Genomic DNA, 16,943 nt, shown 5'->3' on the forward strand with positions numbered 1-16,943 from the left:
GTCAGAGACGATGAGGGTGTCTTGTCAGACCGGGCAGACTAGCCAGTCACGGCGTGTCTCAGACGATGACGCCCTGGCTGCGCAGGTAATCGTCGTAGGTGCCGGAGAAGTCGACCACGCCATCGGCCTTCAGCTCGATGATGCGGGTGGCCAGCGAGCCGACGAATTCGCGGTCGTGGCTGACGAAGATCAGGGTGCCTGGGTAGTTTTCCAGCGCGAGGTTGAGTGCCTCGATGGATTCCATGTCCAGGTGGTTGGTCGGCTCATCCATCACCAGCACGTTGGGCTGCTTGAGGATCAGCTTGCCGAACAGCATGCGGCCCTGCTCGCCGCCGGAGATGACCTTGACTGACTTCTGGATGTCGTCATTGGAGAACAGCATGCGACCCAGGGTGCCACGCACGACCTGCTCGCCGCCGCCGGTCCACTGTGCCATCCAGTCATAGAGGCTCATGTCGTTGGCGAAGTCATGGGCGTGGTCCTGCGCGTAGTAGCCGACGTCCGCGGCGTCGGTCCACTTCACTTCACCGGCGTCCGGGTGCATCTCGCCGACCAGGGTGCGCAGCAGCGTGGTCTTGCCGATGCCGTTCGGGCCGATGATGGCAACACGCTCACCGGCGGCGACCGTGAAGCTGAAGTTCTCGAACAGGGTGTTGCCGTCGAAGCCCTTGGAGAGCTTGTCGATCATCACCGCGTTGTTGTGGACCTTCCTGGTCTGCTCGAAGCGGATGAACGGGCTGACGCGTGAGGACGGCTTGATCTCGTTGAGCTGGATCTTGTCGATCTGCTTGGCACGCGAGGTCGCCTGCTTGGCCTTGGAGGCGTTGGCGGAGAAGCGGCTGACGAAGGACTGCAGCTCGGCGATCTGCGCCTTCTTCTTGGCGTTGTCGGCCTGCAGCTGTTCGCGCGCCTGGGTGGCAGCGGTCATGTACTCGTCGTAGTTGCCCGGGAACAGACGCAGCTCACCGTAATCCAGGTCCGCCATGTGGGTGCAGACACTGTTCAGGAAGTGACGGTCGTGCGAGATGATGATCATGGTACTAGAACGCGCGGTCAGCACGCCTTCCAACCAACGGATAGTGTTGATATCCAGGTGGTTGGTCGGCTCATCGAGCAGCAGGACGTCAGGATCGGAGAACAGCGCCTGTGCCAGCAGCACGCGCAGTTTCCAGCCCGGCGCGACTTCGCTCATCGGCCCCAGGTGCTGCTCGATGGGGATGTCGAGGCCCATCAGCAGCTCACCGGCACGCGCTTCGGCGGTGTAGCCATCCAGCTCGGCGAATTCGACCTCGAGGTCGGCGACCTTCATGCCGTCTTCCTCGCTCATCTCCGGCAGCGAGTAGATGCGGTCACGCTCGGCCTTGACCACGGCCAGACGCTCGTGGCCCATGATGACGGTGTCGAGCACCGTGTATTCCTCATAGGCAAACTGGTCCTGACGCAGCTTGCCCAGACGGATGTTGGGCTCGAGCATGACGTGACCACCGGACGGCTCCAGATCGCCACCGAGAATCTTCATCATGGTCGACTTGCCGCAGCCGTTGGCGCCGATCAGGCCGTAGCGATTGCCACGCCCGAACTTGGCGGAGACGTCTTCAAACAGCGGCTTGGCACCGAACTGCATGGTGAGATTGGCGGTAGAGATCACGAGGGAATATCCGTTTGAAATGAAAAAGGTGGGCGGTGACGAAGCGTCACGCTGGCGCCGGGAAATACGGGGAGCCGCAAAGGCCTGGCAGGCATCAGCCGCGGAAGAAGACTTCCAGCAGGTGATAGCCGAACTTGCTCTTCAGCGGCCCCTGCAGGGTATTGAGCGGCCCCTTGAAGATGGCGCGATCAATGCCGCCGACCATCTGGCCGGGGCGCACTTCGCCCAGGTCACCGCCCTGCTTGCCGGAGGGACAGGTGGAGTGCTTCTTGGCCAGTTTCTCGAACGGCTGGCCGCGCTCCAGTGACTGCTTGAGACGCTGCGCCTCGGCCTCGGTCTTCACCAGAATGTGGCGTGCCATGGCAATACGAGCCATCTCATGTCCTCTTGCAGGCGGAATCGGTCTTGCCTCACACCATCTCGTGCCCCGGGCATCCCGGAGGCGGGCCCGACGTCACCCGAGCACGCCCCTGACGACATGACAGCCGTCATGACGCGAGATCAGGCATTCGGGGAAGGTTCGACAGGCGATGGGGTGAGTCTGAAGGCGGGCATGATAACAGCTCAGGATGACAGACGCTGTATGCGTGTGTATCCATCGCCCGGTCGGCAGACAGGCAGACAGGCAAGGCAGGGAGCGCCGAGAGCGCGGGGTGCGGTGCGAGAGACGATGCGGCTGACGATGCAACAAGCCATGCAACAGCAGACAGCCGTGCATGACTGAACCACAAACGCCGCTGCCAGCCTGAGCGCGAGTAAAGTGCTGACTTTCACACTCACTCACGCTCAGGCTGGCAGTGACATGCATCGGGTGCCGGGACGGATGACGGTGACAGCAGGCGAGGCGCCTTGCGCTCAGTGCTCGCCTTGTGTCTCATTCTGCCACCGTTGCCGTCCCGCGCCCGTGTCGCGGATTGCTCCGTCGTGCTGCGTCACACTCTCAGAGCAGGCTCCCCGGGGCGTCATCCTGCACGCCCTGAAGGGTCACATCATCACTCATCGGCACCTCCTCATCATTGGAGACCGGGGCGATATCACCCTCGTCGACCAGGCTCATCAGCGCGGTATTGCTCGGCGCGCTGGCCGGGGCAATGTCGGGGTCACGCGTGATCTGGAACGATGCCAGATCCTGCGAGCCGCCATTGAAGGTGATGCGTAGCACCTGCACCCCCTCCTCCAGGTCCAGCGTCAGCGAGGGGCCATCGACGTAGACGCCCCAGGCGCCGGAATTGGGCAACGTGCCACTGGCCTCATCGTAGAACTCGCCATCCTTCTCCACCGAGGCGGTAATGCTGCGCCCATTGTCAGGCGCGGAGGTGACGAACGACAGCGTGTGCGAGCCCGCCTCTTCGACATCGATGGTGTACTCAAGCCACTCACCATCCTCCACCCAGCCTATCGCCTCGCCTTCGCCGACGGTGTCTACCGGGGTGTCGCGATACCCCGAGCCAAGCTGGGCACTGGAGAGCTCATTGTAAGCCTCGCCCTGCTCGCCTTCGTCGAAGTCGACCGCCTGGAGGGTGAGCCCCTCATCGGCATCCACCTGCCAGGGCACGCCGCCGGCATTGAAGGCCTGCTGGCCATCCCGGGACAGCGTGAAGCCCTGCAGGTCCATGGCGCCGCCGTTGAAGGTCAGCCGCAGCACCTGCTCGCCGGCCTCCAGGGTCACCTGGGCAGTGTCGGTTTCCACATAGTTGGTCCAGCCACCGGTCGGTTCGACCTCCACCGGCGTGACGCTGGCATAGGGAGCGTCGCCCTCCTTGGCAAAGGTCGCGGTCACGGTGCGCTGCGCGCCACCGGTGGAGCCCCGCGCTGCCAGGAAGGCAATGTCATAGGTGCCTGCCTGCTCGACATCGAGGGTGTATTCCACCCATTCGCCATCCTGGATCCAGCCGATGGCGGTGCCGCCGTTGGCCAGGTCCACCCCTTCGCCACGCACGTTGCTGCCTTGCTGCACCTCGCTGGAATCGTTGTAGGCGACATCCTGGCCACCCTCATCGTAATTCACCGCCTCCAGGCTGAACTCGCTGCCCACCTGCCAGGGCTGGCCATCGTCGGTGAACGCCTGCTGACCGTCATCCACCGGTGCTACCAGCGACAGGTCGAGAGACGCCAGATCCAGCTGTCCGCCGTTGAAGGTCAGCCTGAGCACCTGCTCGCCTTCCTCCAGCTCGAAGGTCAAGGGCCCCACATCGGTGAAGTTGGTGAAGGCGTTGGTGTCCGGCACCGCCACCGCCTGGGCGTCGGTATAGAAGCTGCCGTCCTGCTCGAAGGCGGCGGTGATCGACTTGCCGTCGGAGACCGCCGAGGCGGAGAAGTTCAGCGCATAGCTACCGGCTGTCTCCACATTCAGGGTGTACTCCAGCCACTCGCCGTCGGCGACATAGCCGATGGCCAGAGTGCCGTTGGAGATATCCACCGCCTCATCGGAGCGGAAGCCATCGCCCTGGTGGGCGGGCGTGGTGTCGTTGTAGGCCACGCCCTGGCCTCCGTTGTCGAACAGGCGCGCCTCCAGGCTCAGGCCATCGGCCCCGACCGCCCAGGCCGTATGATCGTCATTGAAGGCGCTCTGTCCGACCGGGTCGGGCGTGTCGAGGAAGTTCGGCACGCCGTCGTTGTCATCGTCGTCGTACAGGTCCACACGCCCGTTGCCGTCGGCATCTTCCGCGCCGGTGGGGTCGTAGGTAGTGACGTTCTCGACCAGGAAGATGTTGTCGTTGTAGTCGTAGTTCACCCCCGCGTAGTCCTGGATGACGATGTAGGTGTCCGGAATCACGTTGCCGTCGGCATCCTTGGCCACATAGACGCGAATCAGGTGGCCATCATTTTCATCCCAATTCAGATTGTTGCCGGGATTGCCGATGGCATCGATGGTGTCCTCGTAGAGGTTGGCATCCGGGTCGGACCAGGAGATATAGCCCTGGCGGTCGGATATCTCGGCGTAGAAGCCGAAGGGATCATCGCGATCCAGACTCACCACTGCCTGCTGGTCGCCGCTATCGAGCGCCCGCGGGAACAGCGTCTGGCCGTCCTGCTCGTCATGCACGATGACCTCTTCGAGCTCCCGACTGTCGACGTCATGCACGAACAGCCGCGCGATGTCGCCCTGGCCATGATAGGCGGCGATCTGGGTGATCTTGATCGGTTCATCACCATCGGCACGCTGGAAGTACGGGGACAGTATCTCGTCTCCGTTGGCCTCCACCAGGCCGCCCTGGTTCATCTGGTCCTGCACCACGTTGGTGGAGTAGCCGAAGGCGTTGACGATCTCCTGCACCGTCGGCTCCTGACCGCTCTCGGACTGGTTCTGGGCCAGGCCCGCAAGCTGGATGACCTTCTCGCTCTCATCGGAATCGCTTGAGGAGATGATCAGGCTCGCCTCGTAGAGGCTGCCATCGTTGGGGTCATCAGCGATGAAGCGCACCGTGACATCCGCCGTCTCTCCCGGTGCCAGCGTCAGCGCACTGAACGGCTGGGTCAACTCGAACAGTGTCGTGTCACTGACGACGACATCATCGATGGTCAGGTCCTCGAAGCCGTCATTGCGCAAGGTGAGAGTGGCCTCGTCATGCACCACCTGGTTGTTGACCGGATTCTCGATGCGCGACATCACCAGACGATCATTGGACGGCAGCACATCATTGTTGATCACCGTGAGGTCACCGCCAGAGACAGGCGTCACCCCCTCGATGAGGAACATGTTGTCGTTGTAGTCATAGTTGATGCCGGTGTAATCCATGATGCCCACATAGGTATCGGGGATCACGTTGCCCTCTGCATCCAGCGCCCGGAACATGCGCACGGTGTAGCCGCGCTCGATGCCATCGGCATCTGCCGGCGGTGTGCCGCCGCCTGACGGGTTGAGTGACGGGTCAGTGGACAGATTGGCCACTTCAATCCCGAACACGCCACTCCCGGCCCACTCGGCGGGGATGTCATCGAGACCGAAGGTCGCGCTGGCGAATTCGCCATTGCTCAGTACCGGCAGGATCGTCTGGTTATTGTCTCCCGCATGATTGGAGAAGATGACATCCTCGCCCTTGTCTCCGGGGTTGTGGATGCCCAGAGTCGCCCCGCCACCGCCGTGATAGGCCGCCAGCTGGGTGATCGTGGCCTCGCTGACGCCCTCCGCCAGCGTCCAGTAGCGCGACAGCACCTCGTCATCATTGATCGGGCGATACAGATCGAAGTCGTTGAGCACCGAGTTCTGACCGCCACCCTCGGTCGGCAAGCCATCGATGCGGTTACCGAGGCCGAAGACCTCCCACACCTCATTGACGTTGGGCTCCCAGCCACCCTCGTCGCGCGCCTGCCAGAAGCCCGCCATATGGATCTCGGCCACCGGCGAATCCTGGTCGTTGGTCACCAGCCGGATCCGTCCTTCGAAGACTCCGTCACCGGCGTCGGTGGTGGGCGCTTCGTAGCTCGCGCTGTCAAACAGCACCGTCACCTCGAGCGACTCCCCGGCGGCCAGCGTCAGGCCGTCGAAGGCAGCGGGGTCCTGCAGCACGAAGGGTCCTTCGATATCGGCTTCGAGAATTTCCAGCAACTCCGTCCCGGTGTTGGAAATCGTCACCGTGGCACTTTCCTTGAAGTCGCGGTCGGCGTTCGAGGCGCTGTTGTTCTCCAGATAGCTGAAATGCAGGCGATCGGAGTAGTAGGCGGCATCGCCGCTTTGCACCGCGATGTCGGCATTGTCGTTGCCGACCACCGGCGTCACATCCAGATAGTCGAGATCATCGGCACCATCGGCGGCGGACACCGCACGCAGGTTGTACTCCACCCCGGCCTCGAGCTCGACATAGGTGCCCTCTTCCCCGGCATCGCCCTCTCCCGGATAGGCCAGCGTTTCCAGCGTCTGCCCATTGAGCGTCAGGGCCAGACCCTGGCCATCATCGGCGCCCGCATTCGCGGCCAGGTCGAGACGATAGAGCCCGCTGCTGTCCACGGTGAAGTAGAAGTCGGCGGTCAGCTCGTTGAGGGTGCGCGCGCTGTCGCCACTCTCCAGCTCGATGCGCGACCCGTCCGAGACATCGGCATAGACGGGAACGAAGGTGTCAGACGGCGCATCCGGCACTCTCAGCAGATCGATGTTCGGCCCCACGGCACCCGGCGCAGTCAGGGTGATGGTGTTGCTGCCCTGCTGCAGCGCGACCAGGGCATTCTGGAAGAACCAGTCGCTTTCATCGCCGTTGCTCTGGCCCTCGAAGTTCACCTGCCCCAGATCGACGCCATTGATGCTCAGACCCAGCGGCCGGTCGGCCTTGGTCGCCGCCAGCGCATAGCGGAAGGCGATGTCGTAACTGCCGGCCTCGGCAACATCGATCGTCCAGGTAATGGTCTGGTCACCGCTGCCATCGAAGTCGACGAAGCCATCACCGGAGGCATTGCGATCCTCTTCACTGGCCAGCACCACCACCGCCCCATCGAGCGCGGCTCCCTCGGCCTCGTACTCATCGAAGCCCGGAGTCGTGTCCGGCGCCTCCTGCAGGATCTCCAGCTGGTCGATATTGGGGCCGGTGTCAGCGGTGGCCTGCAGGCGCACCGTGTTCTGGCCGCTGACCAGCGTGGCCGCCACGTCCTCGGTCAGCCACTCGGCCCAGGCTGCATCACCGCTCAGGCCCTCGGGCGGGCTGAAGTCATACACCCCCACGCTCACGTTGTTGACGAACACTTCCAGCGGGCGATCGGCGCTGCCGCCATTGGCATAGCGCAGGCGCAGCACCGAGTCACCGGCCTGCTCGGGGTCCAGCGTGAAGCTGAAGGTGATGAAGTCCTCATTGGTGCTGCCGAAATCGGCATAACCGCCGGGCACGCCATCATCGTCCACGTCATTGCCATCGACCCCGAAGGCGCCGGGGCGCAGGCCGTTGGGCAGGTCGGGCTGGTTGGTCTCGGGATTGTCGATGTCGCGGATCTGGATCTCCGCCCCGGTGGCGATCGTCACGGCAGTGCCGTCCTCAGGCGTCCTGTCCTCGGCCTGGATGGCCAGCAGCGAGACCAGATCATCGCCGGGATCAACCGGATCGACAGGGTCCACCGGGTCCACTACCCCACCCGGGGCCGGGTCGAGGCGAATGATCTGACTCTGGCCATTGCCGCGATTCAGGGTCAGCAGGTAGAGCTGGCCGGTGGCCGGGTTCTCGATGATGTCCAGCGGGTCGACGTAGCTGATGACGTTGCCCTCGGGATCACGCAGCACGTCATCGCCGATCACGTTGCCATTGGCATCCAGGGTGATGGAGCGGACATCGTCACCACCGGAATACTCGGTGAACAGCACGTTGCCCTGCAGATTGCCACCGAAGACATCACTGGTGTATTCCACTGCGCCATTGGGCGAGCGATTCTCGCCCAGCGAGTAGACCCCGGCGATATCGTAGGTGCCCTCGGGGTCGGTGCCTGTCGGGTACTTGTCGACCTGATTGGGATCAGTGCCAGAGGTGGGATTGCCGCCATTGAGGATGTACTCGTCACGCAGCGGGTTCGGGTGTCCGTAGTAGCCCCCTTCTTCGACACGGAACAGGTAGTCATCCTGCTTCTCGACACTGGTGTAGCGCTCGTCCTCGGGCGTGGAGGGATCATCCGGCACGTTACCGCCAGCCGCCGAGCCATTGGTCGGCACGTACAGGAAGCCATTGGAATGCCATACCAGGTCGTAGGCATTGCGCGCCCCGGTGGCAAAGATCGTCAGCACCGCATCGCTGGCGTAGGGGTCGTAGTAGGACTCGAGCACGTTGCCGGACTCATCCTGCACCGTGGCGACGCCGCGCTCATCGAAGACCAGGAACTCGCCGTCGCCCATGGGGATGGGGTCATCCTTGGGATGGCCGTCGGGATCATCGAAGCGCTGGTTCAGGCCATCATCGGGCAGCGGTTCGGTGGAGACGTCGAAGGGCCCATTGGACACATCGCGGGTCGGGTCGATCTCCAGTATCGCCGCGTTCAGAAGACGCTCGGGGCGATTGCCCCAGGCACTGTCGGGCTCGCCCATGGCAGAGTTGGAGCCCTGGATCAGATACAGCAGATGACTCGGGACATCGGGATTGGTCTCGGCGTCGTAATCCGGATTCGCGCGGAACTCCAAGCTATTGGTCACATGGTCGCCATTGGAGCGCGGCAGACCGGTGATGTAGGCCTCGGCGGTTCCCGAGAAATCGGGGCCATCGTCCAGGGTGATCTTGGTCACCCGGCCGCTGAAGTCCGGCACGCCGTTGTCACGTCCTGATAGCGGAATCGGATAGTTGTCGGTGATCCACAGCACGTTGGGGTCGGTCGGGTCCACCACCAGGCCGATGATGCCGCGTTGCTGGTCTTCCCCCGGCTGATCGAAGTAGTCATCGGGCAGGGCAAGTTCCTGGCGATTGGACAGCGAACCGTCGACGGGATCGACGTCATAACGCAGCAGCTCGCCGCTGATGGTGGCGACGTACATGAAGGCGCCGTCGGAGCTCATCTCCAGCGAGGTGAAGCCATAGGCATCGTCAGAGGCACCGTCGAGCTCCACCACGTCGTTGAAGGCCACGTCGCGGGCGACCACTTCGGGCTCCTCGCCGGTGACGAAGGTGTTGGTGTACTTCTGGAATTCGCGCGTCGGCGCGTCAGTATCGTCGTTGGGGCCACGGTCCTGGAAGCCATCGATCACCAGGGTATAGCTGGTGAAGGGCTTGAGCGTCTGGCTCGGCGAGATGGTCAGCGAGTCGAAGCCGCCGGTGGTGTTGGCATTGAAGGTGACTTCCTCGCCGCTGAGCGTCTCGAACAGCCGGATGGAGCCATCCCCCAGGCTTTCCAGCAGGGCTCCGCCGCGCCCATCCACCACCGAGATGCCGACGAAGATATCGGATGTCGGATCGACCCCGGTGGGGATGCCGCCATCCTCCGGATCAAGGTCCACCTCCAGCTCGTTCTCGCCGACCCCGGCGATGGCACGGGCATCGGTGAAGAAGGCGTAGTCCTCGGCCGCGATACGGTCATCTTCCGGCGTCATGTCCGGTAGCGCCTGGATCTCGAGGTACTGGATCTCGGTGTTCTCGCTGTCGAGTCCCAGGGAATCCAGCGTCAGACGCCCGTCGCTGACCTGAACGATGCGGGTGACCAGGTCCGAGCGGAAGCCCTCGGTATCATCGGACGGGTTGCCGTCCGCCGGGAAATCCTCGGGGCGGAACGGGGTGAAGGGGTCATTGAACAGCTCGCCCTCTGCATTGAGCACATTGTGGCTGTCGTAGGGCCCGCTGGTGTCGCCGATGGAGATGGTGACCTCGTAGTAGCCATTCTCCAGTTCGATCTCCCAACCGGCGCGCACGTAGTTGGCGCTGGGCTGGTCAAAGTGGGCGTAGGTGCCCTGGCGCGGATCGAGACCCGCGATGTCATCGGTGCGGTCATTGACCGCCACGCTGGTCAGCGCGCTGATGTCCAGCGGCTCGGTGCCGGGCTCGGCGTCGTAGATCGACGCCTCGGTGACCCAGCCGTACTGGTAGGTCTGGCCGTCCACGGTCACCGCCTGGGTGCCGAATGCCTTGCCGTTGTCGGCGATGTAGCCATCCGGCACCGCGGTGCCTTCGGGCTGGAAGTTGATCTTGACCGAGAAGCGTTCGCCCGGCTCCACCGGACGGTCCGGCTCCACCCCGTCACGACTCACCGTCAGGCTGTCGATGTTGGGGCCGGCATTGCCCAGGTTGGCAAGGCGAATGGTGTTGTCGCCGGCAGCGAGCTCCACCTCGAGGGTGGTGGTGGTCCAGTTCTCCCAGCCGGCCGCGTCGGTGCCGGTAGAGGCAAAGGCCAGACTGCCCTGGCTCTGGCCGTCGACCAGAATGTCCATGGGGCGATCGGCGCCGTTGGTGCCGGCATTGGTGTAGCGCACCTCCAGGGTGTAGGTGCCCGCCTCGTCCACGCTCACCTGGAACTCGGCGGCGTCACCGGCGTCGGCCCCCATGTCCAGATAGCCGGTGCCGGTAAAGTCATCCCACAGACCGTCGGCCCCGGCTGCGGTGTTGGTTTCCGGATTGTCGGCATCGCGCACCTGGGTATCGCCGTCGACATCGACGATGCTCAGCGCCTCACCCTCGATGGCGAAGTTGAACGCCGGGGTGCCGACGTCGGCCTCATTGAAGTCAAATACCACCTGGTCGATGTTGGGCCCGCCGGTGGCACCGGCCGGCATGGTCAGGGTGAAGGTATTGGCACCCTCGGCAAGTTCCACCTCGACCTCCAGCGTCTGCCACTGATCCCAGGGATCCGTCCCGGTGGCGTTGGCGAAGCCGAGCTGGCCCTGATCAGTACCGTTGACGGTCAGATCCAGCGGCCGCGGGGCGTTTCCACCGTTGGCATAGCGCACGGTGGCGGTGTAGCTGCCGGCCTCCAGCGCGTTGACGTTGAAGGTGATCTGGTCGCCGGGATTGGAGCCGAAGTCCACATAGGCATCTCCCACCGCATCGGGGCGATGGTTGCCGAAGTCATCGGGATTGTCGGCATCGACCACCCGCGTCTCCTCGCCTATCGCGCTACCGCCCACATCGACGATATCGGCGTCTTCCGCCTGCAGGGTGATCGGCGCCACCACCACGCCTGCGTCCTCGAAGCTGACCACCTCGCTGGCGCTGGCCTCGTTGCCGGCGGCGTCGGTGACGAACAGCGAGACGACAAGATCGCCACTCTGATCATCAAGCAGGCCGCTCAGGTCCAGGGTGATGTTGCCATCGACATCCGGCGTCACTTCACTGCGAGTCGCGCCGCCATCGAAGGACACGGCGACGCTGGTCACGTCGTCATCGATGCCGGAGACGTTGAAGACGGCCGCCGCCAGCTGGCTGGCATCGAGCGTCTCGTCAGCGGCGACAATGGCGAGATCGCCATCCTCATCGGCACTGACATCCTCCGGGATAGGGCCACTGCCCGCCACGGTCACTTCGATGCGATCGATGTTGGGGCCGGTGTTGGCACCTGCCGGGATCGCCAAGGCGATGGTGTTGCTGCCCGCCGCCAGGGTGACGGTGAGCGTCTCGAACTCCCAGTGGTCGAAGCCTTCCTCGCTACCGGCACCATCCGGGTCGGTACTGGCCATGGCCAACGCCAGCGGATCACCGCCGTTGATCACCAGATCCAGCGGACGATCGCTGTTGGTGGCGTAACGCACACTGATGTCGTACTGACCGGCCTGGGCCACGTCGATCTGCCAGCTGACGTTGTCTCCCGGGGTATCCCCGAAGTCCAGATAGCCGCTGCCGGTGAAGCCCGGACGCAGGCCGGTGGGCTGATTCGGCTCGGGGTTGTCCGGGTCACGGACCTGGGTGTCGGTGTTGTTGGCATCGGTATCGAAGCTCTCGACCACCCCGTCCTCGGCCTGCAGGCTCAGGGGCGAGAAAGGCGCCTCGTCGACGTCATTGACGGTGACCGAGAGCTGCTCGGTGGTGGAGAGAGCGCCGTCAGTGACGCTGACTTCGACTTCATAGACGCCGTCCTCGTCGTCATCGACCGCCAGCTCGAAATCGCGAGCGCTGGTGAAGCTCAGCACGCCGGTGCTCGGATCGATGCTGAACAGCGGAGAGTCGACCCCGCCGGTGATGGCGAATACCGGGGCGTTGAGGCCAAGGGCCACGCCATCCTCATCGACGAGGGGGATCGCGCCTATCTCGGTCAGGTTCTCGTCCACCGCAAACTCGGTCTGGGTGATGGCGATGCTCTCGTTGAGATCGGCCACGGTGATCAGAGCGTCCTGTGACACGCTGTCCTCGCCATCGGACACCGTCACGGTCAGCTCGTAGACGCCGTCTTCGTCGCTGTCGGCGGCAAGCTCCGCGTCCGGCGGAGTGATGAAGGCGATGCCCTGGCTCACCTCGTCATAGCGGAACAGCGCCGCATCGGCACCGGACAGCGTCACGGTCAGGTCGTCACCGTCCGGGTCATCCAGTATCAGGCTGGCCACGGCAGTGCCGTTCTCGTCGACACTCAGGCTCTCTTCCAGCCCTTCGAGAGTCGGCGCGCCGTTGACCGGCTCATCAATGCGCTCGAAGACCAGCGAATCGATTCGCATCAATTCGCCATCGGCCCCCATAAGCTCGAGACTCGCCAGATCACCGGCGGTCACCTCGAAGGGTGTCTCGAAGACGATTTCCTTGCGGTTGCCGCTCTGGCCTGCGTTGCCGCGCGCGCCACTGCCGACGAAGGTGCCGAAGTCGTCATTCAACACCACGTCAGCACTCAGGCTGTCGGTTGTCGTGTTGCGCGCTTCCAGCACGGTGTCGCCGATGGTCAGGCTCAAGGTGCCTTCACCGTCGGTTTCATCGAACACATAGAGACGTGCGACGTACCAGCCGGGCTCCACGCCGCCCGCCGAAAGGTCGGTGCCAATCGTGGCCGGCGCATTGCTGGTCAGGCGAATCAGCTGTTCATTGGACGCGGATGCGCTGCCGGTGACGATCAGATTGCTGGCGTCGAGATCCGTGAAGTCTTCCGCCTCGATCGTGATGCTATCGCCGACCTGGGTGCCTTCGATGATGAAGCTGAGCGTCTGGGTCGCTGACAGACCGCCCGGGTCGGTGGCCCGCACGATGACATCGAAGGTGCCGCCCTGACTGGGCGTGCCCTGGATGATGCCATCGACCACCTCGAGCCCGGCCGGCAGGTCCTCGGCCGTCAATATCAGGCTATCGCCATCGGCATCGGAGAACAGCGCTGCGAAATCCGACAGCGGAATCTGGAGGAAGTCCTCGCCCACTTCTCCGAAGTACGGCTCGAGGGCGACGGGCTCGGCCACCGGCGCGTCGTTGACGTTCTCGAGCGTCAGGGCAAAGTCGGTGTCGGTGCTGGTGGTGCCATCATCGGCGGTCACCGTCACGGTGTAACTGCCCGGCGCCAGTCCGGCGAGGCTTCCGGACAGCACATTGTCGCTGACACTCAGCCCCGGAGCGCTGACGGGCTGACCATCGCCATCGGTGACCAGGAAGCTGTAGGTGAGGTCGTCGCCATCGTCATCGACGAAGGGCAGGTCGACTTCGAGATTCGCGCCTTCGTCGAGACTCAGGTCGGCGATGCCGCCGCCCACCACGCGCGGGGCGCTGTTGGTGTCGCCGGTATCGGCTTCCGACAGGCTGACGGCGCTGAAGCTCGTGCTGCCCTTGGCGCCCGCATCGTCGTCGTTGACGAAGACGAGAGACTCGAGGGTGGTGCCCGCATGCGCCGACAGGTCGATGATGAAGCGCAAGGTGCCATCACCGTTGTCGACCCCCTGGCCTCGCAGATCGACGAAGCCGCCCTGGGTCTGGGTACCACCCAGCTGGTAGACGCTGTTGCCGCCATTGAAGGGGTTGGAGTCCGCATCGAAGCCGATGGCGACGATCTCGGGCACCGGCGAGCCGGAAATGGCCACGTCCACCGTCAGGAGGGTGGCATCGGTGATCGTGTAGTCACTGGGCAATGCCGCCCGTTTCCAGACGTTATCGTTCAACGTCAATGTGCCGCCGTCGTCTTCCACCACCGCCCCCGTGCCGTCGGACGGGTTGTCCTGGGTGGCGCTGTAGGCGCTGAGAGTCGCGTCATCGAAGCTGACGGCGAGGCTCTCGGCACCAGCGGCGGCCAGCGTTACCGTATCCGTGGCACTCGCTTCGTTGCCCGCAGCATCCGTCACGATCAAGGTCACGGTGATATCGCCCGGGGCCTGCGCCGAGAGATCGACCGTCAGGGTATCTCCACCGCTGACGACAGACTGGCGGGTCGCACCACCATCAAAGCTGATTTCGAGGGTCGAGCCAGCATCGATCCCCACGACACTGAACACCACACTGGCACTGTCGGTCGCTTCGATGGCCTCTTCCGGGCCCGCAAGGGCCAGGTCGCCCCCCTCATCGGCGGTGGTATCCAGCGTCAGTGCCACGCTCTGTTCGGCACGGTTGCCCCAGGCATCCATGGCGATCAGCGTGGCCGACAGGTCTCCATCGGCGAAGCCCGACAGGTCCAGCGTGAAGCTGCCTTCCGGCGTCGGCACCACCTCCTGGACCGTGACGCCCTCATCGAAGGTCACGCCGACGAAGGTGATGTCGGCATCAAGCCCGGTGACGCTGAAACCGGCTTCGCCGACGGTCGCGCCATTGAGCAGGGGCTCCACCGCGGCAAAGGCCAGCGGAGAGGCATCGTCATCCGCCACGACGTCCCCTACCGGCCCCGTGCCCGCGGTGGTGACCTCCAGGCGATCGACATTGGGGCCATTGTTGCGCCCTTGCGGAATCGCCAGGGTAATGGTGTTGTCGCCGGCTTCCAGTCGCGTCGTCAGGGTCTGGTACTCCCAGACATCGAAGCCTTCAGGGTCGACGTTGGTGGCGTTGGGGTCCGTCGCGACAAAGGCAAGCGCGGTGGGCTCGCCTGCGTTGATCGACAGATCCAGCGGACGCGCACCATTGCTGGCATAGCGGAAGTTGAGGTCGTAGTCACCCGCCTCGGCCACATTGACGGTGAAGGTCAGGCTATCTCCCGGCGCGCTGCCGAAATCCACATAACCGGTGCCGGAAAAGTCCGGGCGCAGTCCGACAAAGCCACCGGCCTCGGGATTGGCGGCGTCGCGCACCAAGGTGGCGGCCCCGTTGTCGACGCCCAGCACGGCGTCCTCGGCTTGCACCACCACTGGCGCAATCACCGGATCGACAGGATCTACCTCGTCGGCTTCCAGTAGCGCCACCTCGATCTTGTCGATATTCGGGCCATTGGTCGCGCCGCCCAGACGCAGGGTATTGCTGCCGGCGGCAAGCGTTATTTCCAGCGTCTCGGTGCTCCAGCCTTCCCACGCGGAAGACCCGCCATTGCCTGGCTGGTTGTCCGCGGGCACATCATCGACATCATCGGGGTAGTAGCCCGGAGCCTCTACCGCTGCGAACTGGAAGGTGCCGACCTGACTTTGCGTGTCGTCATCGACCAAAAAGAGATCAATGGGACGTACAGAACTGCTGGCATAGGTCACGGTGACGCTGTAAGTGCCGGCGGTGGCCACCTCGAGGGTGAATTCTCCGTAGGCTTCGGCATTGCCCGATGCCCAATCGAGATAGCTGGCTCCTTCGGCCCCGACCCGGAAGGTTTCCTCGCCATCGGTGAAGCTGGCGATGTTGTCGACCGTCACCACGCGATTGGTGCCAGCATCGGCGACATCAGAGGTCGGGCCGATGTCGAGATCCTCGCCCTGGATGACGTAGACGTCCGGGTCCGGCGCACGCACTTCCAGATAGTCGACGTTGGGGCCACTGGCACCGTTGGAGGTGAACGACACCGTGTTCTCGCCTGCCTGCAGCTGAACGCGAATGGTACGCTCACCGAAGGTGCTGAAATCCGAAGTGTCATTCGTCAGGCTGGTGCTCGGCAGGTCGAACATTCGATCCTGAAGCTCGCCGTTGACGTCCAGACGCAGCGGGCGATTACGCTCGGAGCCATCCTCATCGCGGCTCAGCGCATACCCCAGGGCGAGTTCATACTCGCCGGCCTCGGCAACGCTGAAGCTGAAGGTCAGCGTCTCGCCGGTCGCGGCGGCGAAGTCCACATAGGCACTGCCTGAGGCATTCTCGGTATTGAGGGGGCTCTGCGCTCCCGACACCACCTCGATACCGGCGCCGCTCAGGGAGGCAAGATTGCCATCAGCGTCTGAGTCCGTGAGGTCTTCCGCCTCGATGCGCAGGGTAGCAAAGCTTTCCGGCGCGATGAGCGCCGCCGTTGCCAGAGGCGCGGGCTCGGCCAGAAGCGCAGGCTCGGCGCCTGCGGCAGGTTCGTCATCACTGGCCAGCAGCGCCTGGGCAAGCGGGTCTTCCTGAGCGATGGGCTCACCGATGACATCATCGCTCTGGAGGGTCAGGGGGTCAGCCGGAGGCGCATCTTGCGGGTCAGCTTGTGGCGTGCCGCCCAGCTCACTCACCTCCTCGACGACGACATCGGGAGCTTCGATCTCAAAGCCGAACTGCTCGCCAGACCCGGGCAGTACCTCGCCCGCGTCATCCAACGCCTCGATCATCATCTTGAGCTTGCCGGACATGGGGGCAGGCAGATGATCAAAGACAAAGGGACGCTCGAAGCGCTCAAATACCGACAATCGATCCTGGGCATCTTCCAGGGTCATTCGCACTGCCTTGATCGAATCTCCCCACGCAGAGGGAAACGGCGTGACACTGACATCGTGACTCTGGAAAGCCCTTTCTTCCAGACGGTCGCCGTTGCGGAGACGTCCTTTACCGGCGTCAAGACGGCTGGATACGAATGACATGGAATACATTTTCCTTACCCCCTGAATATTATTATCGTGGCGAAACCGCTACGCCATCTTGAAACC

General features: G+C 63.7%; 3 protein-coding genes. All 3 read right to left on the reverse strand.

What is annotated here, in order from left to right:
- Positions 1-58: 58 nt before the first annotated feature.
- A complete protein-coding gene (locus tag QD280_RS13190; RefSeq protein WP_166018957.1) occupies positions 59-1,648 on the reverse strand; it encodes an ABC-F family ATPase in 1,590 nt (529 codons plus the stop codon).
- Between the two features lie 94 nt (positions 1,649-1,742).
- On the reverse strand, positions 1,743-2,024 hold the full coding sequence (locus tag QD280_RS13195) for a peptidylprolyl isomerase (RefSeq protein ID WP_043333877.1): 282 nt from the start codon (positions 2,022-2,024) through the stop codon (positions 1,743-1,745).
- Positions 2,025-2,588: 564 nt separating this feature from the next.
- Entirely contained in the window at positions 2,589-16,877 is a 14,289-nt protein-coding gene (locus tag QD280_RS13200; protein ID WP_279839589.1) for a carbohydrate-binding protein, read from the reverse strand.
- Between the last annotated feature and the right edge of the window lie 66 nt (positions 16,878-16,943).

Origin of the sequence: Cobetia sp. 1AS1 (assembly GCF_029846435.1) — a bacterium.
GTDB classification, from domain to species: domain Bacteria; phylum Pseudomonadota; class Gammaproteobacteria; order Pseudomonadales; family Halomonadaceae; genus Cobetia; species Cobetia amphilecti.